The sequence below is a fragment of the Enterobacter sp. CP102 genome (assembly GCF_025152625.1).
In the GTDB taxonomy this organism is placed as follows: Bacteria; Pseudomonadota; Gammaproteobacteria; order Enterobacterales; family Enterobacteriaceae; genus Enterobacter; species Enterobacter soli.
In genome coordinates, this window is record NZ_CP104014.1 from 1,909,782 (window position 1) to 1,936,128 (window position 26,347).

Below are 26,347 nucleotides of genomic sequence, written 5' to 3' on the forward strand. Positions count from 1 at the left end.
GTGTGGGGTGGTTAAAAAAGAGGCTGTGGTTCAGGGGGATTACCGGGTGGCGTTTTTACTCACCCGGCAAAAGGTGACTATTTCTTCCAGAAATCGTCGAACACCGTAATCGGCGTGTGGCGCTTGTGCTCGGTTTTCAGGTACCAGCCTTCGATAATTTTCGCGATACCTGCATCCAGCGTTTTACCTTCCAGGTAATCGTCGATATTTTCGTAAGTTACACCCAGCGCGGCTTCATCCGGCAGGGAAGGGCGATCGTCTTCCAGGTCGGCCGTAGGGGCTTTCTTATATAAATGTTCCGGGCAACCGAGCGCGGCAAGTAACTGCTTACCCTGACGCTTGTTGAGGCGGAAGATAGGGTTAATGTCGGTACCACCGTCACCGTATTTGGTGAAGAAGCCGGTAACGGCCTCTGCGGCATGGTCAGTCCCGACCACCACCCCTTTGGTCATACCCGCAATGCTGTATTGCGCTTTCATACGCTCACGCGCTTTCTCGTTACCACGGACAAAATCGCTCAGCTCAATACCGGCCTCGCGCAGCGCTTGTTCACTCGCCAGCACTGATCCTTTGATGTTTACGGTAAGCACGCGGTCGGGCTGAATAAAGGTAATGGCGTCCTGGCAATCCTGTTCATCGGCCTGCACACCATACGGAAGGCGCACCGCAATAAATTGCAGCGCAACGTCTCCGGTTTCTTCACGCAGTTCTGAAATGGCCTGCTGGCACAGTTTGCCGGTCAGCGTGGAATCCTGACCACCACTGATGCCCAGTACTAGTGACTTCAGGAAAGGGTTCGTTTTTAAATAAGATTTTAAAAAATCGACGCTACGGCGGATCTCTTCCTGTGCATCGACCGCTGGCTTGACGCCAAGCGCCTGAATAATCTCTTGTTGCAGAGCCATTACGCCCTCCATATGCAGAACTAAACAGAATGTATGATCTGTTAAAACTAACCCTTTGGGCGTAAAACGACAAGGATCACAGTTTTGAGTGCGGGAATTTACGGCGATTTAGCAGGTTATCTTTGTTTTAGCGGAATCCTCCGAAATTCCTCTGGCGAAACTCGCAAAGTTGAACAATAGTACTTTTTATCCCATGCTTAGATAACACGCTGAAAAACAAGAGGACGGAATATGAACAAGAATGTAGCAGGAATTCTAAGTGCAGCGGCAGTTCTGACTATGCTGGCAGGGTGTACGGCTTACGATCGCACCAAAGATCAGTTCACTCAGCCTGTAGTGAAAGATGTTAAAAAAGGCATGACGCGTTCGCAGGTGGCTGCGATTGCCGGTACGCCTTCTTCTGAAATTACGATGATTCATGCAAAAGGTACCTGCCAGACCTATATCCTGGGTCAACGTGATGGTAAGGCTGAAACCTATTTTGTTGCTTTGGATGACACGGGACACGTGATCAATTCCGGCTATCAGACCTGTGCCGAATACGATACCGATCCGCAGGCACCTAAGGCGCAGTAACCCTGCTTGCCTGAGTATGTTAACAAACCGGCCAGATGGCCGGTTTTTTTATGTATAGGGAAATCTTATTTCTTTGCGCGAATTATTTGCCCGAAATGTGAAGGTAGTCAACAAGCCAGGTCAATGAGAGACAATTTGAGTCTGTTCAGAATTATCCCCTCTCTGTACCATTGCGTATACTCACTCCAACGACAAACAATGGTAAGCAAACCATCCGTCAGCCGGGATAGCGAGTCGAGTGAGAACGCGACGTCGGGTGGTTAAAAAGAGGGAAGTTACTATGGAAAAGAAACATATCTACCTGTTCTGCTCTGCGGGCATGTCAACCTCACTGCTGGTTTCTAAGATGCGTGCGCAGGCTGAAAAATATGAAGTCCCTGTGGTGATTGAAGCGTTTCCTGAAACGCTGGCGGGTGAAAAGGGCCAGAGTGCCGATGTTGTCCTGTTAGGGCCGCAAATCGCCTACATGTTGCCAGAAATTCAACGTCTGTTACCGAATAAACCGGTCGAAGTTATCGACTCGGGGCTGTACGGCAAGATCGATGGTTTAGGTGTATTGAAAGCTGCTGTTGCAGCAATTAAAAAAGCTGCTAATTAATCTTTTATTTTTCCCGTCAAAGAGTTATTTCACACACAATACGCCGTAACATGAGTTGCGGCATTTAAGGGTATTTTCCTATGAGTAAAGTCATCGCTTCACTTGAAAAGGTACTCCTTCCTTTTGCTGTTAAAATAGGAAAGCAGCCTCACGTTAATGCCATCAAAAACGGTTTTATTAAATTAATGCCGTTGACGCTGGCCGGGGCAATGTTCGTTTTAATTAACAACGTTTTTCTGAGCTTTGGTGAAGGTTCCTTCTTTTATTCATTAGGAATTCGGTTAGACGCTTCTACAATTGAAACCCTTAATGGTTTTAAAGCCATCGGCGGCAATGTATACAACGGTACGTTGGGTATTATGTCGCTGATGGCGCCATTCTTTATCGGGATGGCGCTGGCAGAAGAGCGTAAAGTTGATCCGCTGGCAGCGGGCTTATTATCCGTTGCTGCCTTTATGACTGTTACCCCTTACAGCGTGGGCGAAGCGTATGCTGTAGGCGCTAACTGGTTAGGTGGTGCAAACATTATTTCCGGTATTGTGATCGGTCTGGTGGTTGCAGAGATGTTCACCTTTATTGTCCGCCGCAACTGGGTTATTCGCCTGCCGGACAGTGTTCCTGAATCTGTTTCCCGTTCATTTTCCGCGTTGATTCCAGGCTTCATTATTCTCTCCATCATGGGGATTATTGCCTGGGCGCTTTCTCACTGGGGTACAAACTTCCACCAGATCATCATGGACTCTATCTCTACGCCACTGGCGTCAATGGGTGGCGTGGTCGGTTGGGCGTACGTGATTTTCACTTCTCTGCTGTGGTTCTTCGGCGTGCATGGTTCACTGGCATTGGCGGCGCTGGACAGCGGCATCATGACCCCGTGGGCACTGGAAAACGTAGCGCTTTACCAGCAGTACGGTTCCGTTGATGCGGCACTGGCAGCCGGTAAAACCTTCCATGTGTGGGCGAAGCCGATGCTTGACTCCTATATCTTCCTGGGTGGTACAGGGGCAACACTGGGTCTTATCATCGCGGTCTTTATTGTCTCTCGTCGCGCTGACTACCGTCAGGTTGCGAAGCTGGCGCTGCCATCAGGCATCTTCCAGATTAACGAGCCGATTCTGTTTGGTCTGCCAATCATCATGAACCCGGTAATGTTCATTCCATTCATCCTGATTCAGCCACTGCTGGCTGCCATTACCCTGACGGCGTATTACCTGGGCATTATCCCGCCAATCACCAACATTGCACCGTGGACAATGCCGGCAGGTCTGGGTGCGTTCTTCAACACCAACGGTAGCATCGCGGCTTTCCTGCTGGCGATATTCAACCTCGGGATTGCAACACTGCTTTACATGCCGTTTGTGGCGATTGCGAACAAAGCTGCAACCATCATCGATGAAGAAGAGAGCGAAGAGGATATTGCCCTCTCACTGAAATTCTAAGTTTGACCGGCGCGGGGTAACCCGCGCCAGCGAAAAGGAGCTAAAAGATGTTAGATTTGGATAGTATCGTTGCTGAAGAAACCGAAGAGAACGATCTGGAAGAAGTGGTGATGGGCCTTATCATCAATTCCGGACAAGCACGCAGCCTGGCGTATGCCGCACTCAAGCAGGCTAAGCAGGGCGATTTCGCCGCAGCGAAAACCATGATGGATCAGTCCCGTACCGCACTGAATGAAGCGCATCTGGTACAGACGAAGCTCATCGAAGGCGACCAGGGCGAAGGGAAAATGAAAGTGAGTCTGGTGCTGGTTCATGCCCAGGATCACCTGATGACCTCGATGCTGGCACGCGAGCTGGTGGCAGAGTTAATCGAGCTTCACGAAAAAATGCACTAAGTCAGAGTCGTAAGCAGGAGGTCAGCACGATGGAAATTAAAACCGCACTTGAGCAGCAACTGTTTAATGGCAAGAATTTTCACGTGGTTATTTACAACAAGACGGAGAGCGCCAGTGGCCTGCACCAGCATGACTACTACGAGTTCACGATTGTTCTGACCGGACGTTACTACCAGGAGATCAACGGTAAGCGTGTTCTGCTGGAGCGTGGTGATTTTGTCTTCCTGCCGATGGGCTCTTACCACCAGAGCTTTTACGAATTTGGCGCAACGCGGATCCTCAATGTCGGCGTCAGCAAACGCTTCTTTGAGAAACACTATCTGCCGCTGGTGCCGTTCTGCTTTGTGGCGTCGCAGGTGTATCGCGTTAAAAACGAGTTTATGACCTGGATAGAAACGGTCATTGCTTCGCTTAACTTCCGCGACAATGAGTTCGACGAATTTATTGAAACGGTAACCTTCTACGTGATGAACCGCCTGCGCCACCATCGTGAAGAGCAGCAGGTGATTGACGATATCCCGCAGTGGTTACGTGGCACCGTTGAGCTTATGCACGATAAAGGCCAGTTCAGCGACAATGCGCTGGAGAATATGGTGACGCTGTCAGGTAAATCTCAGGAATATTTAACCCGGGCAACTCAGCGTTATTATCGTAAGACGCCGGTGCAAATTATTAATGAGATCCGCATTAATTTTGCCAAAAAACAGCTGGAAATTACCAACTACTCTGTAACCGACATTGCTTATGAGTCCGGCTACAGTAGCCCCAGCCTGTTTATTAAAACATTTAAAAAATTCACCTCATTCACGCCTAACAGTTACCGGAAAAGCTTGACGGTAATTAATTGACTATCGGCGGTATTATCCGCCAGAAATATTGACGTAATTGCTTGCCCAAAATAGCGGGACGAGAGCGCTATACTTTGCAGGCGGTTAACCTGATACGTTAAGGGAGATATTATGCAACAGAAATTAAAAGTCGTGACCATTGGCGGCGGCAGCAGTTATACCCCGGAATTACTCGAAGGTTTTCTGAAACGTTATCATGAATTGCCGGTCAGCGAATTATGGCTGGTGGACGTAGAAGAAGGGCAAGAGAAGCTGAATATTATTTTCGAACTATGCAAGCGCATGGTCGAAAAAGCGGGCGTACCGTTAACCGTGCATAAAACACTGGATCGCCGTCTTGCACTGAAAGATGCCGATTTCGTGACGACACAGCTGCGAGTAGGCCAGCTGAAAGCCCGTGAGCTGGATGAGCGCATCCCACTGAGCCACGGTTATCTGGGCCAGGAAACCAACGGCGCGGGCGGTCTGTTCAAAGGTCTGCGTACCATTCCGGTGATTTTCGACATCATCAAAGATGTAGAAGAAATTTGTCCGAAGGCGTGGGTGATTAACTTCACCAACCCGGCAGGCATGGTGACTGAAGCCGTCTATCGTCACACCGGTTTTAAACGCTTTATCGGCGTGTGTAACATTCCGATCGGTATGAAAATGTTTATCCGCGACGTGCTGGAACTGCGCGACAGCGACGATCTCTCCATCGATCTGTTCGGCCTGAACCACATGGTCTTTATCAAGGATGTGATTGTTAACGGTAAATCGCGCTTTGCTGAACTGCTCGACGGCGTGGCTTCCGGTCGCCTGACCGCGGCATCGGTTAAAAATATCTTCGATCTGCCGTTCAGCGAAGGGCTGATCCGTTCCCTTAACCTGCTGCCATGTTCGTATCTGCTTTACTACTTCAAGCAGAAAGAGATGCTGGCCATCGAAATGGGCGAGTACTATAAAGGCGGTGCACGCGCGCAGGTAGTGCAGAAAGTTGAAAAACAACTGTTTGATTTGTACAAAGATCCAAACCTGAATGTGAAACCAAAAGAGCTGGAACAGCGCGGCGGGGCGTACTATTCAGATGCGGCCTGTGAAGTGATCAACGCTATTTACAACGACAAACAGGCCGAGCACTACGTCAACGTGCCGCACCACGGACACATCGACAATATCCCGGCTGACTGGGCGGTTGAGATGACCTGTATCCTCGGTCGCGACGGCGCGAAACCGCATCCGCGTATCACTCACTTCGATGACAAAGTGATGGGACTCATCCATACCATTAAAGGGTTTGAAGTGGCGGCAAGCAATGCGGCGCTGAGCGGCGAGCTGAATGACGTCCTGCTGGCGCTGAACCTGAGCCCGCTGGTGCATTCCGATCGTGACGCAGAACAGCTGGCGAGTGAGATGATCCTGGCGCATGAAAAATGGCTGCCAAACTTTGCTGCAACGGTTGAGAAGCTGAAGTTCAACCACCGTTAAGAGGGAGAACGATGGAAAACCTGCTGATCGTAAATGCCGACGATTTTGGCCTGTCGAAAGGGCAGAACTACGGCATCATTGAAGCCTGTCGTCGGGGTGTAGTGACCTCGACCACGACGCTTGTCAACGGCGAGGCGGTTGACCATGCGGCAGCGCTGAGCCGTGAAGTTCCGGAGCTGGGCGTGGGGATGCATTTTGTCCTCACGCTCGGGATGCCGATTTCACCGATGCCGGGGCTGACACGCGACGGACAGTTGGGGAAATGGATTTGGGAAATGGCTGAGCAGAATGCCTTGCCACTCGAGGAAATTACCCGTGAACTGGACTGTCAGTTCAACCGTTTTGTCGATCTCTTCGGTCGTGAACCGACGCACATTGATAGCCATCATCACGTGCATATGATCCCGGCGATTTTCCCGATTGTTGCGGATTTTGCCCAACGTAAAGGGGTGGCGATGCGCGTGGATCGTGACGTCCAGGCACTGCACGGGCTGTTGTTATCTTCTGCGGTGACGACCGACGGTTTCAGCAGCGCGTTTTATGGAGATGAAATTAGCGAAGCACTGTTTCTGAAAGTGCTGGATGATTCCGCCGCACGCGGTGAACGCTCGGTGGAGGTGATGGCGCATCCTGCGTTTGTCGACAACACCGTGCGCAAAAGCGCCTACTGCTGGCCACGCCTGGCGGAGCTGGATGTGCTGACGTCGGCGTCGCTGAAATATGCGATTGCCGAGCGCGGGTATCGTCTGGGGACGTTCGGGGATTTGTGAGTAAAAAAGCCCGGTGGCGGCTTCGCCTTACCGGGCCGACAAAACCAGTCGAAATGTAGGCCGGGTAAGCGCAAGAGCCACCCGGCTTTTTTTACGCCGGTATCTGGTCAATCTTACTGCTGCGCGACCACACGCGGTGCGCGGCAAGTAATTCAAACAGCTTCGTCGTAAATGCATCGTCGACGTTATCGCCTTCGACAATCCCTTCTTCGCCCTGAGCGGCCACCTTTAACAACGCTTTAAACTGGCGCGCTTCGCCTGCCAGCGCGATGGGTTTCAGGTGCTTATAAGCCTCCAGCAGATAATAAACGGCATCACCATTGTTGAGCAGGCTATCGATATCGCCACAAGGCACAATTACCGCATCCACGGTCAGGGAAGGCGCACCGGCAAAGGTTGCGGCAATCGGCAGTACTGAACCGTCATCGGCGGTCACTTCCCCCATACGGGAATAAAGCAGTTTAGCGTGTACGCCCTTCGTTTTGAGCGCCTGCATTATGCCCAGCACGTCGCTGGCCCGTGTTTTGTCGTTCAGCAAGATAGCCACCACGCGCCCCTTAATCGTGCCGCCCGGCACCGCATACAGGCTGAGGGACGGATCCTTCTTCAGCCCGTTGACGTCTTTTGGCGGTACGGCATTACGCTGCTCGTCGCTCAGGGTAATGCCGAGCTTATCGGCAACGCTCTGAGCCAGCTGAATATCGATATGTGCCAGCTGGTCGACAACGCGCTCGCGGATGTACGTTCGCACGACTTTGCTCAGTTCAAAGCTAAAGGCACCGATAATATGTTGCTGCTCAATCGGGGTCTGGCTGTTCCAGAACAGGCGAGGGTGCGCATAATATTCGCCAAACGATGGGCTTCGCTCACGGATTTTTGTCCCTTCAACACGCTCCGAATAAGACTCAAAACCGCCGCGTTGCGGGCCCGGTGGGGTTTCACGCGGCCAGTTATCGTTGATTGAATTTGGCTCATAGTTCGCCGGATTGGTATCGATATCCTGGCGATGCATCCCGTCACGCTGGAAATTATGATACGGGCAGGTAGGCCGGTTAATCGGGATCTCGTGGAAATTTGGCCCGCCAAGACGGCTGATTTGCGTATCGGTATAAGAGAACAGACGCCCCTGTAGCAGAGGGTCATTGGTGAAATCGAGTCCGGGAACGATATGTCCCGGGTGGAATGCCGCCTGTTCGTTCTCGGCAAAGAAATTGTCCGGGTTGCGATTGAGCACCATTTTGCCGACCAGTTGCACCGGAACCAGCTCCTCGGGAATAAGCTTGGTCGGATCCAGCAGATCGAAATCGAATTTGAATTCGTCCTCTTCCGGGATCAACTGAAGCCCAAGCTCGTATTCCGGGTAATCTCCCGCTTCGATGGATTCCCACAGTTCACGGCGGTGGAAATCCGGATCACGCCCGGTCAACTTTTGGGCTTCATCCCACACCAGCGAGGCTTTACCCGCAACAGGCTTCCAGTGAAAGCGCACAAAGGTGGCTTTACCTTCGGCGTTAATCAGGCGGAAGGTGTGAATACCAAATCCTTCCATCGTGCGTAAGCTTCGCGGAATGCCTCTGTCCGACATTGCCCACATGACGTTGTGCAGCGTTTCGGGTTGCAGTGAGACATAATCCCAGAACGTATCGTGCGCACTTTGTCCCTGCGGTATGGCCCAGTGGGGCTCCGGTTTTACCGCATGGACAAAGTCAGGAAATTTATGCGCATCCTGAATGAAGAATATCGGGGTGTTATTGCCAACCAGATCGAAAATGCCCTCGTCGGTATAAAACTTGGTCGCGAACCCGCGGATATCGCGCACCGTGTCTGCTGAACCTGCGCCACCCTGAACGGTGGAGAAACGGACAAAAACTGGCGTGATTTTTTCCGGGTCGGAAAGAAAGCCCGCTTTGGTGATCGCTTTCAGGCTTTTATAGGGCTGGAAATAACCATGCGCGGCTGAACCACGAGCGTGAACAATCCGCTCCGGGATCCGCTCGTGGTCGAAATGAGTTATTTTCTCCCGCAGGATAAAGTCCTCCAGCAGGGTTGGCCCGCGTGTCCCTGCGCGCAGGGAGTTCTGGTCATCGGCGATACGCACCCCCTGGTTGGTGGTGAGGGCAAAGTCTTCGCCGTTTTTGCGCTGAGCGTTCAGTGATTTCAGCTTCTCATTCCCCGTATCCGGGGATTTCAGGCTTCCTGATGCTGTAGGTTGTTCGCCTGGGGCTGACAGGCCGGGTGAGGGTTTATGCGATCCATCCGCAGGTGCGAGAGAGTCCATGCCCGGTTGAGATTCTTCAGTGCCATGAATGGGTGATTGATGTGTTTTATCTTTGTTCGACATTGCACGCGTCTCCTTTATTCATTGCTAAAAACCTTATTAAGGGTAGTACAATGTGATGACGTGGCTGGCGAACTCAGAGTTTTCAGATGCCATTGTTAACGAAAGAAGCTGTGTACAGCATGGAAGGCGCGACGCGTGGGGGAAGGATCGGCTATCATAGAATTTTCCTGTTTCCAGAATTTGCTTTAGTGAACCAGTCTCTTATGAAACCTCTTCGTCAACAAAACCGCCAGGTTATTAGCTATGTGCCCCGCGTTGAACCCGCTCCGCCTGACCATGCTCTGAAAGTGGATGGTTTTCGCGATGTCTGGCAGTTACGGGGTAAATACGTGGCCTTTGTGCTGATCGGCGAACATTTCCGTCGTTCCCCTGCGTTTACGGTGCCGGAATCGGCGCAGCGCTGGGCGGTACAGACCCGCCAGGATGAAGAGGTTGAAGAATAACAGCCATAAAAAAACCGCCATCAGGCGGTTTTTTTAATTCAGCAATGATTAACGGTGCGCCAGTTCGACGTCGTCTTCACTTTCCAGAATCGCCTTGTCAGTCTGCTTCAGCCACTGGCTGGTTAGCGTACCCGCGGTCATTGAGCCGCTTACGTTCAGTGCGGTACGGCCCATATCAATTAACGGCTCTACGGAAATCAGCAGCGCAACCAGAGTGACCGGCAGACCCAGTGCAGGCAGTACGATCAGCGCGGCGAAGGTTGCACCACCGCCCACACCAGCAACACCGGCGGAGCTCACGGTGACAATACCTACAAGCGTTGCAATCCACACCGGGTCGAGCGGGTTAATACCCACAGTCGGGGCAACCATCACTGCCAGCATTGCCGGGTACAGACCTGCACAACCGTTCTGACCGATGGTGGCACCAAAGGACGCAGAGAAGCTGGCGATAGATTCAGGCACACCCAGACGACGGGTTTGCGCTTCAACGTTCAGCGGGATGGATGCTGCGCTGGAACGGCTGGTGAAGGCAAATGTCAGTACCGGCCATACTTTGCGGAAGTATTTCAGTGGGCTAACGCCGTTCACACCCAGCAGGATGCCATGCACCACGAACATGATACCCAGACCCAGGTAAGAGGCAACCACAAAGCTACCCAGCTTAATGATGTCCTGTAAGTTAGAGCCAGCAACGACTTTGGTCATCAGAGCCAGAACACCATAAGGCGTTAACTGCATCACCAGACGCACCAGCTTCATTACCCAGCTTTGCAGGGTATCGATAGCTGTCAGAACGCGTTCACCTTTCGGGGCATCGTCTTTCAGCAGTTTCAGCGCTGCCACACCCAGGAAGGCCGCGAAGATAACCACGCTGATAATGGAGGTTGGATTCGCACCGGTCAGGTCAGCAAACGGGTTCTTCGGAATGAAGGAGAGCACCATTTGCGGAACGGTCAGGTCGGCGACTTTGCCCACGTAGTTAGACTGAATGGCAGCCAGACGCGCGGTTTCAGCAGAGCCTTGCACCAGACCTTCTGCGGTCAAACCAAACAGGTTGGTCACCAGAACACCCACCAGCGCGGCAATTAGCGTAGTGAACAGCAGCGTACCGATGGTCAGGAAGCTGATTTTACCTAACTGAGTGGCGTTATGCAGACGTGCAACCGCACTCAGAATGGAAGCAAACACCAGCGGCATCACGATCATCTGTAGCAGCTGTACGTAGCCGTTACCCACGATGTTGAACCACTGAATAGAGTCTTTCAGTACCGGATTATCTGAGCCATAAATTGCCTGTAACACCAGACCAAATACGACACCCATACCCAGACCGATCAGTACTTTCTTCGCCAGGCTCCACTGTTTGTGGCGCGCCTGAGCAAGAAGCACTAGCAAAATAGCGAACACAACGACGTTCGCGATGAGTGGAAAGTTCATCCCCGTTCTCCTGATTTATTATGTGGTCGGTTTTACCGAACCTGTTGGCGCAAGGTTAGCAGAAGTGTGATGTAGCGCTTATATCCAAATGGAATGGGTTATGACAAATGTGTTTAATTTGCGGGTTTAATGTTCAATTTGGTTATTAATAAATCGATTGAACTGAAGTTGCAGCGAATTGATCATCTGGGAAGACCAGCGAACTGCACCATTTTCGGGCAAGGTTTGCGGCATCCACACGGCATAGGCGAAGAGCGCCATGCACAAAACGCGCTCCAGCTGGTTACCTTTCTGTGGCGCCAGGATCGGCAGGCGGAACCGCCAGCGACACGGCCACAGCAACGGCACACCCGCAGGGGTCAGCATATCGGCGAGAATATGGCTCAGATAGCCGAGTACCATGCCCTGAATGGCATCTGCGGGCACTATCCAGCTTTCAGGAACCTTTAAATAGAAGAGGGTCAACAGACCGAACACGGCCAGCAGGCTATGAGTGAATCCCCGGTGACCAAACGCCCGGGCGATGGGTTTGGAAACCCACTTCAACCGCTGTCCGAGAAATGATTTAGGGTGATCGATATCGGGTAACAGGCAGGTCAGCACTGCTGAAGGTACAATATGCCACCAGTCACCCTGGGCAAGCACGGGCGTTAGCTCAGCGTTTTTGGCAAACACTGCGCAAGCAATAGAAAAAAGCAGGTGGCCTTCCGCCGTCATGATAAAACCCAGAAAACTGTCAATTCATACAGTATAGGGTTTTTATACAGTGGGCGGAAGAGGTGACGGTGTAACTCTTTGTCACAAAACGACGTTAACGCGCGAGCCAGCCACCATCAACGGCTAAGGTGTGACCATTAATGTAGTCTGATGCCGATGACGCCAGGAATACCACCGGGCCTTGCAGATCGTCGGGCAATCCCCATCGCCCCGCAGGAATACGGTCCAGGATCGCCTGGCTGCGTTGCTCATCATCACGTAACTGCTGCGTATTGTTGGTGGCCATATAACCTGGCGCAATGGCATTGACGTTAATCCCCTGAGCCGCCCATTCGTTTGCCAGTAGGCGTGTGATGCCAAGCACGCCGCTTTTCGAGGCCGTATAAGAGGGAACGCGGATACCGCCCTGGAACGAGAGCATGGAGGCTATGTTGATGATTTTACCGCCCTGGCCCTGGGCAATAAACTGCCGGGCGACCGCCTGAGAAAGGAAGAAGACTGATTTCAGATTCAGGTCAACGACCTCATCCCAGTCTTTTTCACTGAAGGAAAGAGCGTCTTCACGGCGGATGGTGCCCGCATTGTTCACCAGAATATCGACGCGCCCCATCTCTGCAACTGCTTTCGTGACGACGGCATGGATACTTTCCTGCTGGCCGAGGTCGGCCCGGATCGCCAGAAAACGTCTGCCGAGGGCGGTGACCCGGGCGGCCGTTTCTTCAGGAATTTTTCGGTTTACCCCCACGATATCGCACCCGGCCTGAGCCAGGGCAACGGCCATTCCTTGTCCAAGCCCGGTATCGCACCCGGTAACGATGGCCACTTTTCCAGAAAGAGTGAAGGTATCCAGTATCATACGCGCCTCAGAAGTAGGGTTATTGTCGTTCTGACCCAAGAATAGGAGGCAATAAGCAGAAAAGCAAATAAAATGAAACGATGTTTTATTTTTGTGATTTGCAGATTCAGGCAGCGAGTGCTGCCTGAGATAATGCGTTATTCACCGCGCAGGTGTTGCACAGTAAGGTCGGTCAGCGAGGCAAGTTTAACGTCAGCAAGGGCAAAGCGCGGGTCATGCTGGCCTTCTTCGGCAGGGACGACAATTGAGCGCATCCGCGCAGCCTTCGATGCCACCATGCCGTTAACGGAATCTTCCAGCGCAACGCAGGTGAGAGGATCAAGCCCAAGCTTCGCGGCGCAGTCCATGTAGACCTGCGGATGCGGCTTGCTGTAAGGGAGCTTTTCTGCCGATGCCAGCGCATCAAAGCTGTCACGCAGTTCGAACATCGTCAGCACTTTTTCCAGCATATGCAGCGGAGAAGCCGAAGCCAGCCCAACCTTAAGGCCTTGTGCTTTGCACAGGGCGATGGCTTCACGCACACCGGGTAACAACGGGCGGTTCTCTTCAACCAGGGTAATAGCGCGATTGATGATGCGCGCCGTCACTTCGTCGCGGTCGGGCCCAACCCACGGCTGGTGGGCGTACCAGAGTTCAACCACCATGTCGATGCGTAACCCCAGCGTATCGGGAAGTTCGTTACGGCGACGAATGTCCACGCCAAGGCTGGCCATGACATCCAGTTCTGCACGATCCCACAGCGGCTCGGAATCAATAAGTAATCCATCCATGTCAAAAATAGCGGCAAGAATTTGGCGCGGTGTCGACATCACAACTTCTCCTTAATTCAGGGTGTACGACAGACGATAAGTGCTAAGTGCAGTCTGCAATTTAGCATATTGCCTTTAAAGAGCGGGCGAAAATGATGGGCAGCAGGTAGACTTAGGCACAAATAACGCGTCTTTTGAAGGGGAACTGATGACGTATCAACAAGCTGGACGCATTGCTGTCTTAAAACGTATTGCCGGGTGGGTGATCTTTATTCCGGCCGTGATTTCCACGCTGATTTCTGTGCTTAAGTTTATGTACGATCACAGCGAAAAACAGCCGGGTATCAATGCGGTAATGCTTGATTTTGCGCATGTCATGATTGAGATGATGCGTTTTAATACACCTTTTTTAAACTTCTTCTGGTTCAACTCGCCAACACCTGATTTTCACCAGAAGCTCAATGTCGGATTCTGGATAATCTATGCGCTGATCTTTGTCGCGATGGCGCTCCAGGCGTCGGGTGCCAGAATGAGTCGCCAGACGCGTTTTTTGCGTGAAGGGGTGGAAGACCAGCTGATCCTGGAGCAGGCGAAAGGGGCGGAAGGAATGAGCCGCGAGCAAATTGAGTCCCGCATCGTGGTTCCGCGTAACACCATTTTCCTGCAGATTTTTCCGCTCTACGTCCTGCCGGTGATAATTATCGTGGCCGGATATTTTTTCTTCTCGTTACTCGGTTTCTTATAAGAACAAACGGGTGGCATCTGGCCACCCGTTCCTCTCTTATGCCGCCAGTACGCGCTCCAGCGCGCGCTGGGCGTTCAGCAGGTGCTCGCCACCAAACAAAATCGCACGGTTAATCAGGGTATAAAGCTGGTAAACCGGCTGGCGCTGAAGAAAGTCTGCCGGGAGTGGCGACACTGACTGATATCCGTCATAGATTTGCGCAGGCTGCTCAGGATGGAGAGGTAGCATGGCAAGATCGCACTCTCTGTCGCCCCAGTAGCAGGCCGGGTCGAAAATATACGGACCATCTGGCCCCAGCGCGCAGTTTCCTGACCATAAATCGCCATGCAGAAGCGAAGGCTGCGGTTGATGCGAAGCAAGACGTTGCTGAACATGTTCGACAATGGCGTCGATATTGCCAAACTCCAGCCCTTTTTCCGCAGCCAGCTCAAGCTGCCAGCCGATGCGTTGTTCGGCAAAGAAGGTTGACCAGCGGCGTTGCCAGGCATTGGGTTGCGGAGTGGTGGAGAGATCGTTATCAAAATCGAGCCCAAACTGGGGCTGGTCGCTCCACTGATGCAGACGCGCCAGCTGCTGCCCAAGGATAAAGGCGTTATGGGCATCTAACGGACGGGCAGGGAGATAATCCATCACCAGGAAGCTGTAGTCACGATCGCTGCCTAAGGCCCAGACCTGAGGAACCGTAACGGTCCTGCTGCGGGATAACAGCTCTAACTGGTCGGCTTCGGCAGTGAAGATAGGGAGAAGCTCCCGTTCATCACACTTGACGAAGAAATCACGCCCTGCGTAGCGTAAATGCCATGCGGCGTGGATCTCTCCGCCTGGCAGTTCGTTACGCAGTTCAATCTCACCTTCACCCAGTTGCTCACTTAAAAGATGACTGATAGCCTGCCACATGATGTCTCTCCCATGTTGTCTGCCAGATCATAAAGTTAGCGCAAAACCGCTGTAAAAAAATACGAACTAACGCACACCTGAGCCGTTTGGATCAACGCAGGGCACTTATTGTTCTTTTTTTTGCCAGTTTTCCCAGGTGTCTACGTCAATGTCGGCTGTTTTGTGGGTGGCACTTTCAATCAGGCTGCTTGCCAGCGCGCTTACTTCATCGCTGGATAGCGCGCTTATCAGCCCAAACGTCAGCGTGCCGAGTTCATGAATATTGCCTTCTTCATCGGTCAGCGTGAGTAAAAAGTTCGCTCGCGTAAAGGCATTGTTGATTTCATTGAGTTCGGTCAGTGATGCTTCATGAAAATTGACGGTTATGACGTAGCGAGTGATGTCCCCACTGCTCATATTTCACCCCATTGTTATCATGAAAGTTTTCTTAGCATAGTCGATAGTACGCGTTTGGCGAACCCGGGGAGCATTTCCCCTCCATAACGAAGGGGAGAATGTCTTAACTTCTGGAAAGGTAATCCACAATTTTTTGCGTATCGGCAAGAGAACACAACCGCGTACCCTGGTTGATGGTTGCCGCGCTACCTGCCGCCACACCGTAGCGCGTCATCTCCAGCAGCGAGGCCCCTTGTGCCAGTTTTAGCGCCATTGCACCCACCATGCTGTCGCCTGCACCTACGGTGCTCTGGCTTTTCATTGGCGGCGGAACCACCTGTACAAAACCGGAGCCATCAACGGCTAATGCCCCTTGTGGGCCAAGAGACACCACCACACGCAGGGCTTTGCCGCTATGAACCAGCTCTTGTGCCGCTGTACGCACATCGTCAGGCTGGGTGAGCTCACGATTGACCAGCGCACTTAGCTCTTTCTGGTTGGGTTTGACCAGCTCAAGTTGACCTGGCTCTAAAGCGGCCTGAAGTGCTTCACCGGAGCTGTCAACAATGCAGCGGATCCCCTTCTGCTGGACTGCCCGGATCAGCTGCGTCAGCCTTTCCGTTTTGACGCCAGGCGGCAGGCTACCGCTAATGACCAGCAAGGCGCCACTCTCGATGGCCAGAACTTTTTCTTCAAGCTGGCGAAATTCATCTTCGCTCAGTTTCGCGCCGGGCATAACGAAACGGTACTGTTCGCCGCTGGATGTCACGTGCACGTGCAGGTTCTGCCGCGTCCAGTCCTGGGCGTTAACAGTTGAAACCGCGACCTTTTCATCTGCCAGTAATGCGACCAGATGTTCTCCGGTAGCGCCGCCGGCGGGGAATATTGCCGTCGCCTTTCCGCCGAGGTGCGTAATGGCGCGCGCCACGTTGATCCCACCCCCGCCTGGTTCAAACACAGGGGCGCTACAGCGCAGTTTACCTTCCGGGTAAATCTGCGGCGTCAGGGTGGCGGAGTCGAGGGAAGGGGAGAGCGTGAGTGTATAAATAGAAACCATCATTACCTCCTTTTAGTATGGGTATCAGTAATCCTGGCACCAATTCACCAGAAGGCAAAGTAATTAACATCATGATTTTCAATATGAATAATGAGAAAAGTAACCAAATTGGTTTATAAAATAAAACTCGTTTTGGGAGCGTTCTTATTCAAAAAATGAAATAAGAAAACATTGCTATGTTATTTGGGCCTTTTTATAATTTCTTACCTTTCTCTGGACGCCTTGTCATTGATCCTCAAGAAAGTTTCCGGGACCGTAATGGTCTCTTTTTTTGTTGTACGGACTCCTTAATAAAATGAAGCTTTTGAAGACAGTACCCGCTGCACTGATGCTGGCGGGTGGCGTGTTTGCATCAATGAATGCGACCGCCGATGATACCGTTTTTACTGTCATGGACGATCCCACCACGGCGCAAAAGCCCTTTGAAGGTAACCTGAACGCCGGATATTTGGCGCAATCCGGTAACACGAAAAGTTCTTCGCTGACAGCGGACAGCACGCTGACCTGGTATGGTAGCAACACGGCCTGGTCCTTGTGGGGTAACGCCAGCAACACCTCCGCTAACGACGAACGCTCTTCCGAAAAATACGCAGTAGGTGGACGTAGTCGTTACAATATGACCGATTACGACTACCTGTTCGGTCAGGCCAGTTGGTTAACCGACCGTTACAACGGCTATCGCCAGCGTGATGTCTTCACCGCAGGTTATGGTCGCCAGTTCCTGAACGGGCCTGTTCACAGCTTCCGTTTTGAATTCGGTCCTGGTGTACGTTATGACGAGTACACCGACGGCGATACCAAAACCCAACCGTTAGGCTATGCGTCTGGTACTTATGCCTGGCAGATGACCGACAACACCAAATTTACTCAGGGTGTTTCTGTATTCGGTGCCGATGATACAACGTTAAACTCTGAAACGGCGCTGAATGTAGCAATCAATGAACACTTTGGTTTAAAAGTGGCTTACAACGTGACCTGGAACTCTTCGCCTCCAGATACTGCACCGGATCACACTGACCGCAGAACCACGATTTCACTGGGCTACAAAATGTAATTTCCGCGGGCCGAAATATTATCGGCCCGTTTTTTTATTTTTACGAACTGTGCTATTTTATATTGAACAGCGTTTTAAAATATTTATTCGGCAGATATCTCCATATTTTCTCCATAATGACTCCCTTCGTATTACATTCAGTTTATTTGACACGAATTGATAAATAAATTGACTAGGCAAAAGTGTGATCCAGATCTACACTCATAACACAGGCAAAATTTCGCCTTAAGTCGTTCTGCATTAATTCAGTAAGAGAACCATTATTATGAAAAAAATCAAAACTGCCGCAGCAGCAATGGTGCTTTCTGCACTCTCCTTTGGCGTATTCGCTGCTGATGAAGTTACTCCACCTGCCAGTAACAGCAATACCCAGGTCGGCATTGCGAAAGCGTCTGACGTTGAAGCAGGCTCTAACATTGCCCCAGGTTCCCAATCTACCGGTCAATCAATGAATGACGCATTTGATGTGCATAAACTGGTTGCAGGTGAGTGGTCCTGATACGTTCCTTGTCGCGTTGTTATTGAAATTAAACCAATAACTCAACCCGTCAAAAACCGGATTGTGATGTACCGGTTTTTTGCGGTTTAAAATGATGTAAAGATAATTAAAGTTTATTCATTACCTGTATTTCGTATTCGCAAAAAAACCTTCACCGAAATGTATTATTCGGTAAAGGCATTTCGCCTGTCTAATTCCATGACGTTCTAACCCCAGATCATTGCCGCCCAGCGTAACAGTAACATCGCTCCGCAGATAGCAATTAACACCAGCACCATTTTCCAGTGCTTTACGGCAAATCGTTTTGTTGGCATAACCTAATCCTTGTCTGTTGATAATGCCAGTGTACCAAAGAGAGCGGTGAAATGCGCATTATCCGGGATTAGGTTATGCCACATCATAGTGGTGCGGTTCAGAACCAGTGGAATCTTTCTGCGAGAATCAACAATAAACCGGTGGCTGAAAGTATATTCAATATCACTACGGTTCTACTGGATACATTCATGTTTTGCCCCTTAAGGTTTAAGGACCTGTTCAAGAATAGCTCAGCACGACTGGAATGCGAGCGCCAGGAAGCGAACCCCTGCAAACTCATGCGAAAGTACCAGGTACTTCTGTCTGCCACAGAGGGTGCATTCTCCCTTTTGTTAGTGTTAACATTGCAAGGCCTGGCGTAAATCCGCATTTGTCTGAATTCGTCGGGTGCATGATAACGAACCAATTTGACGATTGTTGGTCAGATGGCCTCGTAATCTACTGTTAAATCACGATTATTTTCTTTGTATATGCTCTTATGTGTGGGGCATCACTGCAAATAAGGATATAAAATGCCTGTAATTACTCTTCCTGATGGCAGCCAACGCCAATACGACCACGCTGTTAGCCCAATGGATGTGGCCCTGGACATCGGTCCTGGACTCGCAAAAGCGACTATTGCCGGCCGTGTAAATGGTGAGCTGGTTGATGCGTCCGATCTGATTGAAAACGATGCGAAACTGTCAATCATCACAGCGAAAGATGAAGAAGGTCTGGAGATCATTCGTCACTCCTGTGCGCACCTGTTAGGTCATGCAATCAAGCAGCTGTGGCCAAACACCAAAATGGCGATTGGCCCGGTTATTGACAACGGCTTCTATTATGACGTTGACCTTGACCACACCCTGACCCAGGAAGATATCGACGCGCTCGAAAAACGTATGCACGAGCTCGCTGAATCCAACTACGACGTCATTAAGAAGAAAGTCAGCTGGCACGAAGCGCGTGAAACCTTCGTGAAGCGTGGCGAGAGCTATAAAGTCTCTATTCTTGATGAGAACATCTCTCATGATGACAAGCCAGGCTTGTACCATCACGAAGAATACATCGACATGTGCCGTGGGCCGCACGTGCCGAACATGCGTTTCTGTCATCACTTCAAACTGATGAAGATTGCGGGCGCTTACTGGCGTGGCGACAGCAACAACAAGATGTTGCAGCGCATTTATGGTACCGCATGGGCAGATAAGAAAGCCCTGAGTGCGTACCTGCAACGCCTGGAAGAAGCCGCAAAACGCGACCACCGTAAAATCGGTAAGCAGCTTGACCTGTACCATATGCAGGAAGAAGCGCCGGGTATGGTGTTCTGGCATAACGATGGCTGGACTATCTTCCGTGAACTGGAAACTTTCGTGCGCTCCAAGCTGAAAGAGTACCAGTATCAGGAAGTGAAAGGCCCGTTCATGATGGACCGTGTGCTGTGGGAAAAAACCGGCCACTGGGACAACTACAAAGATGCGATGTTCACCACCTCTTCTGAGAACCGTGAATACTGCATCAAGCCAATGAACTGCCCGGGTCACGTTCAGATCTTCAACCAGGGTCTGAAATCCTACCGCGACCTGCCGCTGCGTATGGCGGAGTTTGGTAGCTGCCACCGTAACGAGCCATCAGGTGCGTTGCACGGTCTGATGCGTGTTCGTGGCTTTACTCAGGATGATGCGCATATCTTCTGTACTGAAGATCAGGTACGTGACGAAGTTAACGCCTGTATTCGTATGGTCTACGATATGTATAGCACTTTTGGCTTCGAGAAGATCGTGGTCAAACTCTCAACTCGCCCTGAAAAACGTATCGGCAGCGACGAGACCTGGGATCGTGCTGAAGCGGATCTGGCCGTGGCGCTGGAAGAGAACGGTATTCCGTTCGAATACCAGCTTGGCGAAGGTGCCTTCTACGGCCCGAAAATTGAATTTACCCTGTATGACTGCCTCGACAGAGCTTGGCAGTGCGGTACTGTACAGCTGGACTTCTCCCTGCCGCAGCGTTTAAGCGCCTCTTATGTTGGCGAAGACAACGAGCGTCAGGTACCGGTAATGATTCACCGTGCAATTCTCGGTTCTCTGGAGCGCTTCATCGGCATCCTGACCGAAGAGTTCGCGGGCTTCTTCCCAACCTGGCTGGCGCCAGTGCAGGTAGTCGTGATGAACATTACCGATTCTCAGGCAGATTACGTTAAAGAATTGACGCAGAAACTACAAAATGCGGGCATTCGCGTAAAAGCAGACTTGAGAAATGAGAAGATTGGCTTTAAAATCCGCGAGCACACTTTACGTCGTGTCCCGTATATGTTGGTCTGTGGTGATAAAGAGGTGGAAGCAGGCAAAGTTGCCGTTCGCACCCGCCGTGGTAAAGACCTGGGGAGCCTGGACGTAAGTGAAGTGATTGAGAAGCTGCAACAAGAGATTCGCAGCCGCAGTCTTCAACAACTGGAGGAATAAGGTATTAAAGGCGGAAAACGAGTTCAAACGGCACGTCCGAATCGTATCAATGGCGAGATTCGCGCCCAGGAAGTTCGCTTAACAGATCTGGAAGGTGAGCCACTGGGAATTGTGAGTCTGAGAGAAGCGATCGAAAAGGCTGAAGAAGCTGGAGTAGATTTAGTTGAAATCAGCCCTAACGCCGAACCGCCAGTTTGTCGTATCATGGACTACGGCAAGTTCCTTTATGAAAAGAGTAAGTCTTCTAAGGAACAGAAGAAGAAGCAAAAAGTTATCCAGGTTAAGGAAATTAAATTCCGTCCTGGTACCGACGATGGCGATTATCAGGTAAAACTCCGCAGCCTGATTCGCTTTCTGGAAGATGGCGATAAGGCCAAGATCACACTGCGTTTCCGCGGTCGTGAGATGGCCCACCAACAGATTGGTATGGAAGTGCTTAACCGCGTCCGTGACGATCTGAGTGAACTGGCAGTAGTCGAATCCTTCCCTACGAAGATCGAAGGCCGCCAGATGATCATGGTGCTCGCTCCTAAGAAGAAACAGTAAGGCCTTCAAGCAGCAAAATCTGTGGAGCCTTCGGGCCTCATAGGTTTTGCTCGCCTATGTTTCGTTTATTTAACAATGCGAAGTGGAAGTTATTAAGATGCCTAAAATTAAGACCGTACGCGGTGCTGCTAAGCGCTTCAAAAAAACCGGTGGTGGTGGATTTAAGCGTAAGCACGCAAACCTGCGTCATATTCTGACCAAAAAATCTACTAAACGTAAACGTCACCTGCGTCCAAAAGGCCTCGTGTCTAAAGGCGATCTGGGTCTGGTTATCGCGTGCCTGCCGTACGCATAAGCCGTTAACGTTTAATTTTTTTACTAAGAATATAGATACAGGAGAGCTCACATGGCTCGCGTAAAACGTGGTGTAATTGCTCGTGCACGTCACAAAAAAATTCTGAAACAAGCTAAAGGCTACTACGGTGCGCGTTCACGCGTATACCGCGTTGCCTTCCAGGCTGTTATCAAGGCTGGTCAGTATGCTTACCGTGACCGTCGTCAACGTAAGCGTCAGTTCCGTCAACTGTGGATTGCACGTATCAACGCAGCAGCACGTCAGAACGGTATTTCTTACAGCAAATTCATCAACGGCCTGAAAAAAGCCTCTGTTGAAATCGACCGTAAGATCCTGGCTGACATCGCAGTATTCGACAAAGTAGCGTTCACCGCTCTGGTCGAAAAAGCGAAAGCAGCACTGGCGTAAGCCAGTTGGAAGAGGGGGCTTTGCTCCCTCTTTTCATATACCCGTCATACTTCAAGTTGTACCCGCGTTGGCTGCGTTCGTTCACCTCAGTCACTTACTGATGTAAGCTCCTGAGGATTCACTCTCTTGCCGCCTTGTTAAAACTTGAATTATTTAGGGTATATGTTTATCTGATGATTGACTTTTACCCGTTCAGGCTTTCCAATAAGGCCTTAACGGCTCGAAACCTATAAGGTAACGCAAGCATGAATGCTGCTATTTTCCGCTTCTTCTTTTACTTTAGCACCTGATATCAGGAGGCTAGCGCGTGAAAGATGAAACGAAAAACAGCGCCGAATAAGCCTCCTGATGGAGGCTTTTTTTGTGTCTAAATTCGAGAGATTAAGTCCACCAAATCGGTGTCTGCACCGACATAATGAGGAAAACCATGTCACATCTCGCAGAGCTGGTTGCCAGTGCAACGGCCGCCATTAACCAGGCCTCAGATGTTGCCGCGTTAGACAACGTCCGCGTCGAATATCTGGGTAAGAAAGGGCACCTGACCCTTCAAATGACTACCCTGCGTGAGTTGCCAGCAGAAGATCGTCCGGCAGCGGGTGCGGTGATTAACGAAGCCAAAGAGCAGGTACAGCAGGCGCTGAATGCGCGTAAATCCGCGCTGGAAAATGCGGCACTGAACGCGCGTCTGGCTGAAGAAACTATCGATGTTTCCCTGCCTGGTCGTCGTATTGAGAACGGCGGTCTGCACCCGGTTACCCGTACTATTGACCGTATTGAAAGTTTCTTCGGTGAGCTCGGCTTTACCGTAGCGACTGGCCCGGAAATTGAAGATGACTATCATAACTTCGATGCCCTGAACATTCCTGGCCATCATCCGGCACGCGCTGACCACGACACTTTCTGGTTTGATGCTACGCGTCTGCTGCGTACCCAGACTTCTGGCGTGCAGATCCGCACCATGAAAGATCAAGAGCCGCCAATTCGCATCATCGCGCCAGGCCGTGTTTATCGTAACGATTACGACCAGACGCACACCCCAATGTTCCACCAGATGGAAGGTCTGATCGTTGATAAAAACATCAGCTTTACCAACCTGAAAGGAACACTGCACGACTTCCTGAATAACTTCTTTGAAGAAGATTTGCAGGTTCGTTTCCGTCCTTCCTACTTCCCGTTCACCGAACCGTCCGCGGAAGTTGACGTGATGGGTAAAAACGGCAAATGGCTGGAAGTGCTGGGCTGCGGCATGGTGCACCCAAATGTTCTGCGTAATGTCGGCATTGATCCTGAAGTCTACTCTGGCTTTGCCTTCGGTATGGGCATGGAGCGTTTGACCATGCTGCGCTACGGCGTAACCGATTTGCGCGCATTCTTCGAAAACGATCTGCGTTTCCTCAAACAGTTTAAATAAGGGCAGGACAGAACAATGAAATTCAGTGAACTGTGGTTACGCGAATGGGTGAACACCTCTCTCGATAGCGAAGCGCTTTCCAACCAAATCACCATGGCAGGCCTGGAAGTTGACGGCGTTGAGCCAGTTTCAGGTGCCTTTAACGGTGTAGTTGTGGGTGAAGTGGTTGAATGCGGCCAGCATCCTAATGCAGACAAACTGCGCGTAACAAAAGTGAACGTGGGCGGCGAACGCCTGCTGGATATCGTCTGTGGCGCGCCAAACTGCCGTCAGGGGCTGAAAGTTGCTGTGGCAACCGTCGGTGCGGTACTGCCGGGTGATTTCAAAATTAAAGCCGCAAAACTGCGCGGTGAGCCGTCTGAAGGGATGCTGTGCTCTTTCTCTGAGCTGGGTATTTCCGACGACCACAACGGCATCATTGAGCTGCCGCTGGATGCGCCAATCGGTACGGATATTCGCGAATACCTGAAACTCGACGACAACACCATCGAGATCAGCGTGACCCCAAACCGTGCCGACTGCTTAGGCATTATCGGTGTGGCGCGTGATGTTGCCGTGCTGAACCAGGTTGAACTGAACGTGCCAGATATCACGCCAGTGGCTGCCACCATCGCCGACACTCTGCCGATTCAGGTTGAAGCGGCCGATGCGTGTCCACGTTACCTGGGCCGTGTCGTGAAAGGCATTAACGTTAAAGCGCCAACCCCACTGTGGATGAAAGAGAAGCTGCGTCGTTGCGGCATCCGCTCTATTGATGCGGTAGTAGACGTGACTAACTACGTCCTGCTGGAGCTGGGCCAGCCGATGCACGCATTTGATAAAGATCGTATCGAAGGCGGTATTGTTGTGCGTATGGCGAAAGAGGGCGAAACCCTGGTTCTGCTGGACGGCAGCGAAGCAAAACTTAACGCTGACACCCTGGTCATTGCGGATCATGGTAAAGCGCTGGCGATGGGCGGTATCTTCGGTGGTGAGCATTCCGGTGTGAATGACGAAACGCAGAATGTACTGCTGGAATGCGCCTTCTTCAGCCCGCTGTCTATCACGGGCCGTGCGCGCCGTCATGGCCTGCATACCGATGCCTCTCACCGTTACGAGCGTGGCGTTGACCCGGCACTGCAATACAAAGCAATGGAGCGTGCAACGCGCCTGCTGATCGATATCTGCGGCGGCGAAGCGGGCCCGGTTATTGATGTGACAAACGAAGCCACTTTGCCGAAGCGCGCAACCATCACCCTGCGCCGTAGCAAGCTGGATCGTCTGATTGGCCACCACGTTGCGGATGCGCAGGTCAGCGACATTCTGCGCCGTCTGGGCTGTGAAGTCACCGAAGGTCAGGACGAGTGGAAAGCTGTCGCGCCATCATGGCGTTTCGATATGGAAATCGAAGAAGACCTGGTGGAAGAAGTGGCGCGTGTTTACGGCTACAACAACATTCCAGACGCGCCGGTACAGGCAGGCCTGGTCATGGGCTCTCACCGTGAAGCCGATCTGTCCCTGAAGCGTGTGAAAACCATGCTCAACGACAAAGGCTATCAGGAAGTGATCACCTATAGCTTCGTTGATCCGAAGGTACAGCAGTGGATCCACCCGGCTGAGGAAGCGCTGATCCTGCCAAGCCCAATCTCAAGCGAAATGTCAGCAATGCGTCTGTCCCTGTGGACGGGTCTGCTCGGGACTATCGTTTACAACCAGAATCGTCAGCAAAACCGTGTGCGCATTTTCGAAAGTGGATTGCGCTTTGTGCCAGATAATCAGGCAAATTTAGGCATCCGTCAGGATCTCATGCTGGCTGGCGCCATCAGCGGCAACCGCTATGAAGAACACTGGGACCTGGCAAAAGGGACGGTTGATTTCTACGATATGAAAGGCGATCTGGAAGCGATTCTCGATCTGACCGGTAAATTATCTGAAATTGAATTCCGCGCGGAATCCATCCCGGCCCTGCATCCAGGCCAGAGCGCTGCCATTTATTTAGATGGCAAACGCGTTGGTTTCATTGGGGTTGTTCACCCTGAGCTGGAGCGCAAACTGGACCTGAACGGCCGTACCATCGTGTTCGAGCTGGAGTGGAATCCGGTTGCAGACCGCGTCATTCCTCAGGCGCAGGATGTTTCACGCTTCCCGGCGAACCGTCGTGATATCGCGGTTGTGGTCGCTGAAAACGTGCCTGCAGCAGATATTTTGGCCGAATGTAAGAAAGTTGGCGTAAATCAGGTAGTTGGCGTAAACTTATTTGACGTGTACCGCGGCAAGGGCGTAGCAGAAGGTTTCAAGAGCCTCGCTATCAGCCTTATCCTTCAGGATACCAGCCGTACACTCGAAGAAGAGGAGATTGCCGCTACCGTCGCCAAATGTGTAGAGGCATTAAAAGAGCGATTCCAGGCATCATTGAGGGATTGAACCTATGGCGCTTACAAAAGCTGAAATGTCAGAATATCTGTTTGATAAGCTTGGGCTTAGCAAACGGGATGCCAAAGAGCTGGTAGAGCTGTTTTTCGAAGAGATCCGTCGTGCTCTGGAAAACGGCGAGCAGGTAAAACTCTCCGGTTTTGGCAATTTTGATTTGCGAGACAAAAACCAACGTCCGGGCCGCAACCCGAAGACGGGGGAAGATATTCCCATTACAGCCCGCCGCGTGGTGACCTTCAGACCCGGCCAGAAGTTAAAAAGCCGTGTCGAAAACGCAACGCCCAAAGCAGAGTAATATGAACTAACTAAAAAGGTCGCATTCGCGGCCTTTTTTCTTTGCTCTCCTGT

30 protein-coding genes and 1 other annotated feature are annotated in these 26,347 nt (G+C 51.4%); of the genes, 19 read left to right on the top strand and 11 right to left on the bottom strand.

Features of this window, described 5'->3' with window-relative positions; translation table 11 throughout:
* Positions 1–77 precede the first annotated feature (77 nt).
* A complete protein-coding gene (gene nadE, locus N1249_RS08940) occupies positions 78–905 on the bottom strand; it encodes an ammonia-dependent NAD(+) synthetase (protein ID WP_259836883.1) in 828 nt (275 codons plus the stop codon).
* A 231-nt stretch (positions 906–1,136) separates the two neighbouring features.
* On the opposite strand from nadE, the gene osmE reads away from it, so the two are divergent.
* The 7 genes from osmE to chbG all read left to right on the top strand — a co-directional run bounded on the left by osmE (position 1,137) and on the right by chbG (position 6,998).
* Complete coding sequence (osmE, locus tag N1249_RS08945) at positions 1,137–1,481, top strand: osmotically-inducible lipoprotein OsmE (protein ID WP_259836884.1); 345 nt, start codon at positions 1,137–1,139, stop codon at positions 1,479–1,481.
* 280 nt (positions 1,482–1,761) lie between these two features.
* Positions 1,762–2,079, top strand: a complete 318-nt coding sequence (gene chbB / locus N1249_RS08950; RefSeq protein WP_014069882.1) for a PTS N,N'-diacetylchitobiose transporter subunit IIB — start codon at positions 1,762–1,764, stop codon at positions 2,077–2,079.
* A gap of 80 nt (positions 2,080–2,159) precedes the next feature.
* Positions 2,160–3,518: a PTS N,N'-diacetylchitobiose transporter subunit IIC gene (chbC, locus tag N1249_RS08955; RefSeq protein WP_014069883.1), complete on the top strand. Its 1,359-nt coding sequence runs from the start codon at positions 2,160–2,162 to the stop codon at positions 3,516–3,518.
* Between the two features lie 47 nt (positions 3,519–3,565).
* Positions 3,566–3,913: a PTS N,N'-diacetylchitobiose transporter subunit IIA gene (gene chbA, locus N1249_RS08960; protein WP_014069884.1), complete on the top strand. Its 348-nt coding sequence runs from the start codon at positions 3,566–3,568 to the stop codon at positions 3,911–3,913.
* Positions 3,914–3,942: 29 nt separating this feature from the next.
* A complete protein-coding gene (chbR, locus tag N1249_RS08965; RefSeq protein ID WP_014069885.1) occupies positions 3,943–4,761 on the top strand; it encodes a transcriptional regulator ChbR in 819 nt (272 codons plus the stop codon).
* Between the two features lie 111 nt (positions 4,762–4,872).
* Positions 4,873–6,228: a 6-phospho-beta-glucosidase gene (locus N1249_RS08970; protein ID WP_259836888.1), complete on the top strand. Its 1,356-nt coding sequence runs from the start codon at positions 4,873–4,875 to the stop codon at positions 6,226–6,228.
* A gap of 11 nt (positions 6,229–6,239) precedes the next feature.
* On the top strand, positions 6,240–6,998 hold the full coding sequence (gene chbG, locus N1249_RS08975; protein WP_259836890.1) for a chitin disaccharide deacetylase: 759 nt from the start codon (positions 6,240–6,242) through the stop codon (positions 6,996–6,998).
* Between the two features lie 91 nt (positions 6,999–7,089).
* Here chbG and katE read toward each other — a convergent pair whose 3' ends face one another.
* Positions 7,090–9,339 carry a catalase HPII gene (katE, locus tag N1249_RS08980; RefSeq protein WP_259836892.1) on the bottom strand — a complete coding sequence of 750 codons (2,250 nt, stop codon included), beginning with the start codon at positions 9,337–9,339 and terminating at the stop codon, positions 7,090–7,092.
* 203 nt (positions 9,340–9,542) lie between these two features.
* Between katE and cedA the strand changes: the two genes are divergently transcribed.
* Entirely contained in the window at positions 9,543–9,782 is a 240-nt protein-coding gene (cedA, locus tag N1249_RS08985; RefSeq protein WP_041162217.1) for a cell division activator CedA, read from the top strand.
* 48 nt (positions 9,783–9,830) lie between these two features.
* Here the strand turns inward: cedA and N1249_RS08990 are convergent, their stop codons facing one another.
* The 4 genes from N1249_RS08990 to hxpB all read right to left on the bottom strand — a co-directional run bounded on the left by N1249_RS08990 (position 9,831) and on the right by hxpB (position 13,604).
* On the bottom strand, positions 9,831–11,222 hold the full coding sequence (locus tag N1249_RS08990) for an L-cystine transporter (protein ID WP_259836896.1): 1,392 nt from the start codon (positions 11,220–11,222) through the stop codon (positions 9,831–9,833).
* A gap of 126 nt (positions 11,223–11,348) precedes the next feature.
* Complete coding sequence (locus N1249_RS08995; RefSeq protein WP_259836899.1) at positions 11,349–11,939, bottom strand: metal-dependent hydrolase; 591 nt, start codon at positions 11,937–11,939, stop codon at positions 11,349–11,351.
* Positions 11,940–12,033: 94 nt separating this feature from the next.
* The gene (gene kduD / locus N1249_RS09000; RefSeq protein ID WP_259836921.1) at positions 12,034–12,795 is read right to left on the bottom strand and encodes a 2-dehydro-3-deoxy-D-gluconate 5-dehydrogenase KduD; all 762 of its coding nucleotides are present in this window, start codon (positions 12,793–12,795) and stop codon (positions 12,034–12,036) included.
* A gap of 137 nt (positions 12,796–12,932) precedes the next feature.
* A complete protein-coding gene (gene hxpB, locus N1249_RS09005; protein WP_259836929.1) occupies positions 12,933–13,604 on the bottom strand; it encodes a hexitol phosphatase HxpB in 672 nt (223 codons plus the stop codon).
* Positions 13,605–13,752: 148 nt separating this feature from the next.
* On the opposite strand from hxpB, the gene N1249_RS09010 reads away from it, so the two are divergent.
* A complete protein-coding gene (locus N1249_RS09010) occupies positions 13,753–14,289 on the top strand; it encodes a YniB family protein (RefSeq protein WP_259836931.1) in 537 nt (178 codons plus the stop codon).
* Between the two features lie 36 nt (positions 14,290–14,325).
* Here the strand turns inward: N1249_RS09010 and N1249_RS09015 are convergent, their stop codons facing one another.
* From N1249_RS09015 to pfkB, 3 genes are all read right to left on the bottom strand, one after another.
* Complete coding sequence (locus tag N1249_RS09015; protein WP_259836932.1) at positions 14,326–15,186, bottom strand: fructosamine kinase family protein; 861 nt, start codon at positions 15,184–15,186, stop codon at positions 14,326–14,328.
* 105 nt (positions 15,187–15,291) lie between these two features.
* Complete coding sequence (gene ghoS, locus N1249_RS09020) at positions 15,292–15,582, bottom strand: type V toxin-antitoxin system endoribonuclease antitoxin GhoS (RefSeq protein ID WP_259836934.1); 291 nt, start codon at positions 15,580–15,582, stop codon at positions 15,292–15,294.
* Between the two features lie 103 nt (positions 15,583–15,685).
* Positions 15,686–16,618: a 6-phosphofructokinase II gene (gene pfkB / locus N1249_RS09025; protein WP_259838058.1), complete on the bottom strand. Its 933-nt coding sequence runs from the start codon at positions 16,616–16,618 to the stop codon at positions 15,686–15,688.
* A 295-nt stretch (positions 16,619–16,913) separates the two neighbouring features.
* Between pfkB and N1249_RS09030 the strand changes: the two genes are divergently transcribed.
* Positions 16,914–17,672, top strand: a complete 759-nt coding sequence (locus tag N1249_RS09030) for a YdiY family protein (protein ID WP_014069898.1) — start codon at positions 16,914–16,916, stop codon at positions 17,670–17,672.
* Between the two features lie 265 nt (positions 17,673–17,937).
* Entirely contained in the window at positions 17,938–18,171 is a 234-nt protein-coding gene (locus N1249_RS09035) for a hypothetical protein (RefSeq protein ID WP_259836937.1), read from the top strand.
* 206 nt (positions 18,172–18,377) lie between these two features.
* Here the strand turns inward: N1249_RS09035 and yniD are convergent, their stop codons facing one another.
* Positions 18,378–18,485 carry a small membrane protein YniD gene (gene yniD, locus N1249_RS09040; RefSeq protein ID WP_008500658.1) on the bottom strand — a complete coding sequence of 36 codons (108 nt, stop codon included), beginning with the start codon at positions 18,483–18,485 and terminating at the stop codon, positions 18,378–18,380.
* Positions 18,486–18,583: 98 nt separating this feature from the next.
* Positions 18,584–18,856, bottom strand: coding sequence for a stress response membrane protein YncL (gene yncL / locus N1249_RS23215; protein WP_311202550.1), 273 nt, complete (start codon positions 18,854–18,856; stop codon positions 18,584–18,586).
* 142 nt (positions 18,857–18,998) lie between these two features.
* On the opposite strand from yncL, the gene thrS reads away from it, so the two are divergent.
* From thrS to ihfA, 8 genes are all read left to right on the top strand, one after another.
* Complete coding sequence (gene thrS, locus N1249_RS09050) at positions 18,999–20,927, top strand: threonine--tRNA ligase (protein ID WP_259836939.1); 1,929 nt, start codon at positions 18,999–19,001, stop codon at positions 20,925–20,927.
* A gap of 3 nt (positions 20,928–20,930) precedes the next feature.
* A complete protein-coding gene (gene infC, locus N1249_RS09055) occupies positions 20,931–21,473 on the top strand; it encodes a translation initiation factor IF-3 (protein ID WP_014069901.1) in 543 nt (180 codons plus the stop codon).
* 97 nt (positions 21,474–21,570) lie between these two features.
* Positions 21,571–21,768, top strand: a complete 198-nt coding sequence (rpmI, locus tag N1249_RS09060) for a 50S ribosomal protein L35 (RefSeq protein WP_003030583.1) — start codon at positions 21,571–21,573, stop codon at positions 21,766–21,768.
* Positions 21,769–21,819: 51 nt separating this feature from the next.
* Entirely contained in the window at positions 21,820–22,176 is a 357-nt protein-coding gene (gene rplT / locus N1249_RS09065) for a 50S ribosomal protein L20 (RefSeq protein WP_000124850.1), read from the top strand.
* Positions 22,177–22,416: 240 nt separating this feature from the next.
* Positions 22,417–22,541: a sequence feature (Phe leader region), on the top strand.
* Positions 22,422–22,466 (top strand): pheST operon leader peptide PheM, encoded by a 45-nt coding sequence (gene pheM, locus N1249_RS09070; RefSeq protein WP_001386830.1) that lies wholly within the window; start codon positions 22,422–22,424, stop codon positions 22,464–22,466. (Overlaps the previous feature by 45 nt.)
* Before the next feature lie 62 nt (positions 22,542–22,603).
* A complete protein-coding gene (gene pheS, locus N1249_RS09075; protein WP_259836942.1) occupies positions 22,604–23,587 on the top strand; it encodes a phenylalanine--tRNA ligase subunit alpha in 984 nt (327 codons plus the stop codon).
* Between the two features lie 15 nt (positions 23,588–23,602).
* Positions 23,603–25,990 (top strand): phenylalanine--tRNA ligase subunit beta, encoded by a 2,388-nt coding sequence (gene pheT, locus N1249_RS09080; RefSeq protein WP_259836944.1) that lies wholly within the window; start codon positions 23,603–23,605, stop codon positions 25,988–25,990.
* A gap of 4 nt (positions 25,991–25,994) precedes the next feature.
* Positions 25,995–26,294 carry an integration host factor subunit alpha gene (ihfA, locus tag N1249_RS09085; RefSeq protein WP_003857805.1) on the top strand — a complete coding sequence of 100 codons (300 nt, stop codon included), beginning with the start codon at positions 25,995–25,997 and terminating at the stop codon, positions 26,292–26,294.
* Positions 26,295–26,347 lie beyond the last annotated feature (53 nt).

Excerpts from the sequence above, each read along its gene's own strand:
- nadE (WP_259836883.1), bottom strand. The coding sequence starts at position 905 with ATGGCTCTGCAACAAGAGATTATTCAGGCGCTTGGCGTCAAGCCAGCG.
- osmE (WP_259836884.1), top strand. The coding sequence starts at position 1,137 with ATGAACAAGAATGTAGCAGGAATTCTAAGTGCAGCGGCAGTTCTGACT.
- chbB (WP_014069882.1), top strand. The coding sequence starts at position 1,762 with ATGGAAAAGAAACATATCTACCTGTTCTGCTCTGCGGGCATGTCAACC.
- chbC (WP_014069883.1), top strand. The coding sequence starts at position 2,160 with ATGAGTAAAGTCATCGCTTCACTTGAAAAGGTACTCCTTCCTTTTGCT.
- chbA (WP_014069884.1), top strand. The coding sequence starts at position 3,566 with ATGTTAGATTTGGATAGTATCGTTGCTGAAGAAACCGAAGAGAACGAT.
- chbR (WP_014069885.1), top strand. The coding sequence starts at position 3,943 with ATGGAAATTAAAACCGCACTTGAGCAGCAACTGTTTAATGGCAAGAAT.
- N1249_RS08970 (WP_259836888.1), top strand. The coding sequence starts at position 4,873 with ATGCAACAGAAATTAAAAGTCGTGACCATTGGCGGCGGCAGCAGTTAT.
- chbG (WP_259836890.1), top strand. The coding sequence starts at position 6,240 with ATGGAAAACCTGCTGATCGTAAATGCCGACGATTTTGGCCTGTCGAAA.
- katE (WP_259836892.1), bottom strand. The coding sequence starts at position 9,339 with ATGTCGAACAAAGATAAAACACATCAATCACCCATTCATGGCACTGAA.
- cedA (WP_041162217.1), top strand. The coding sequence starts at position 9,543 with ATGAAACCTCTTCGTCAACAAAACCGCCAGGTTATTAGCTATGTGCCC.
- N1249_RS08990 (WP_259836896.1), bottom strand. The coding sequence starts at position 11,222 with ATGAACTTTCCACTCATCGCGAACGTCGTTGTGTTCGCTATTTTGCTA.
- N1249_RS08995 (WP_259836899.1), bottom strand. The coding sequence starts at position 11,939 with ATGACGGCGGAAGGCCACCTGCTTTTTTCTATTGCTTGCGCAGTGTTT.
- kduD (WP_259836921.1), bottom strand. The coding sequence starts at position 12,795 with ATGATACTGGATACCTTCACTCTTTCTGGAAAAGTGGCCATCGTTACC.
- hxpB (WP_259836929.1), bottom strand. The coding sequence starts at position 13,604 with ATGTCGACACCGCGCCAAATTCTTGCCGCTATTTTTGACATGGATGGA.
- N1249_RS09010 (WP_259836931.1), top strand. The coding sequence starts at position 13,753 with ATGACGTATCAACAAGCTGGACGCATTGCTGTCTTAAAACGTATTGCC.
- N1249_RS09015 (WP_259836932.1), bottom strand. The coding sequence starts at position 15,186 with ATGTGGCAGGCTATCAGTCATCTTTTAAGTGAGCAACTGGGTGAAGGT.
- ghoS (WP_259836934.1), bottom strand. The coding sequence starts at position 15,582 with ATGAGCAGTGGGGACATCACTCGCTACGTCATAACCGTCAATTTTCAT.
- pfkB (WP_259838058.1), bottom strand. The coding sequence starts at position 16,618 with ATGGTTTCTATTTATACACTCACGCTCTCCCCTTCCCTCGACTCCGCC.
- N1249_RS09030 (WP_014069898.1), top strand. The coding sequence starts at position 16,914 with ATGAAGCTTTTGAAGACAGTACCCGCTGCACTGATGCTGGCGGGTGGC.
- N1249_RS09035 (WP_259836937.1), top strand. The coding sequence starts at position 17,938 with ATGAAAAAAATCAAAACTGCCGCAGCAGCAATGGTGCTTTCTGCACTC.
- yniD (WP_008500658.1), bottom strand. The coding sequence starts at position 18,485 with ATGCCAACAAAACGATTTGCCGTAAAGCACTGGAAAATGGTGCTGGTG.
- yncL (WP_311202550.1), bottom strand. The coding sequence starts at position 18,856 with ATGCGGATTTACGCCAGGCCTTGCAATGTTAACACTAACAAAAGGGAG.
- thrS (WP_259836939.1), top strand. The coding sequence starts at position 18,999 with ATGCCTGTAATTACTCTTCCTGATGGCAGCCAACGCCAATACGACCAC.
- rpmI (WP_003030583.1), top strand. The coding sequence starts at position 21,571 with ATGCCTAAAATTAAGACCGTACGCGGTGCTGCTAAGCGCTTCAAAAAA.
- rplT (WP_000124850.1), top strand. The coding sequence starts at position 21,820 with ATGGCTCGCGTAAAACGTGGTGTAATTGCTCGTGCACGTCACAAAAAA.
- pheS (WP_259836942.1), top strand. The coding sequence starts at position 22,604 with ATGTCACATCTCGCAGAGCTGGTTGCCAGTGCAACGGCCGCCATTAAC.
- pheT (WP_259836944.1), top strand. The coding sequence starts at position 23,603 with ATGAAATTCAGTGAACTGTGGTTACGCGAATGGGTGAACACCTCTCTC.
- ihfA (WP_003857805.1), top strand. The coding sequence starts at position 25,995 with ATGGCGCTTACAAAAGCTGAAATGTCAGAATATCTGTTTGATAAGCTT.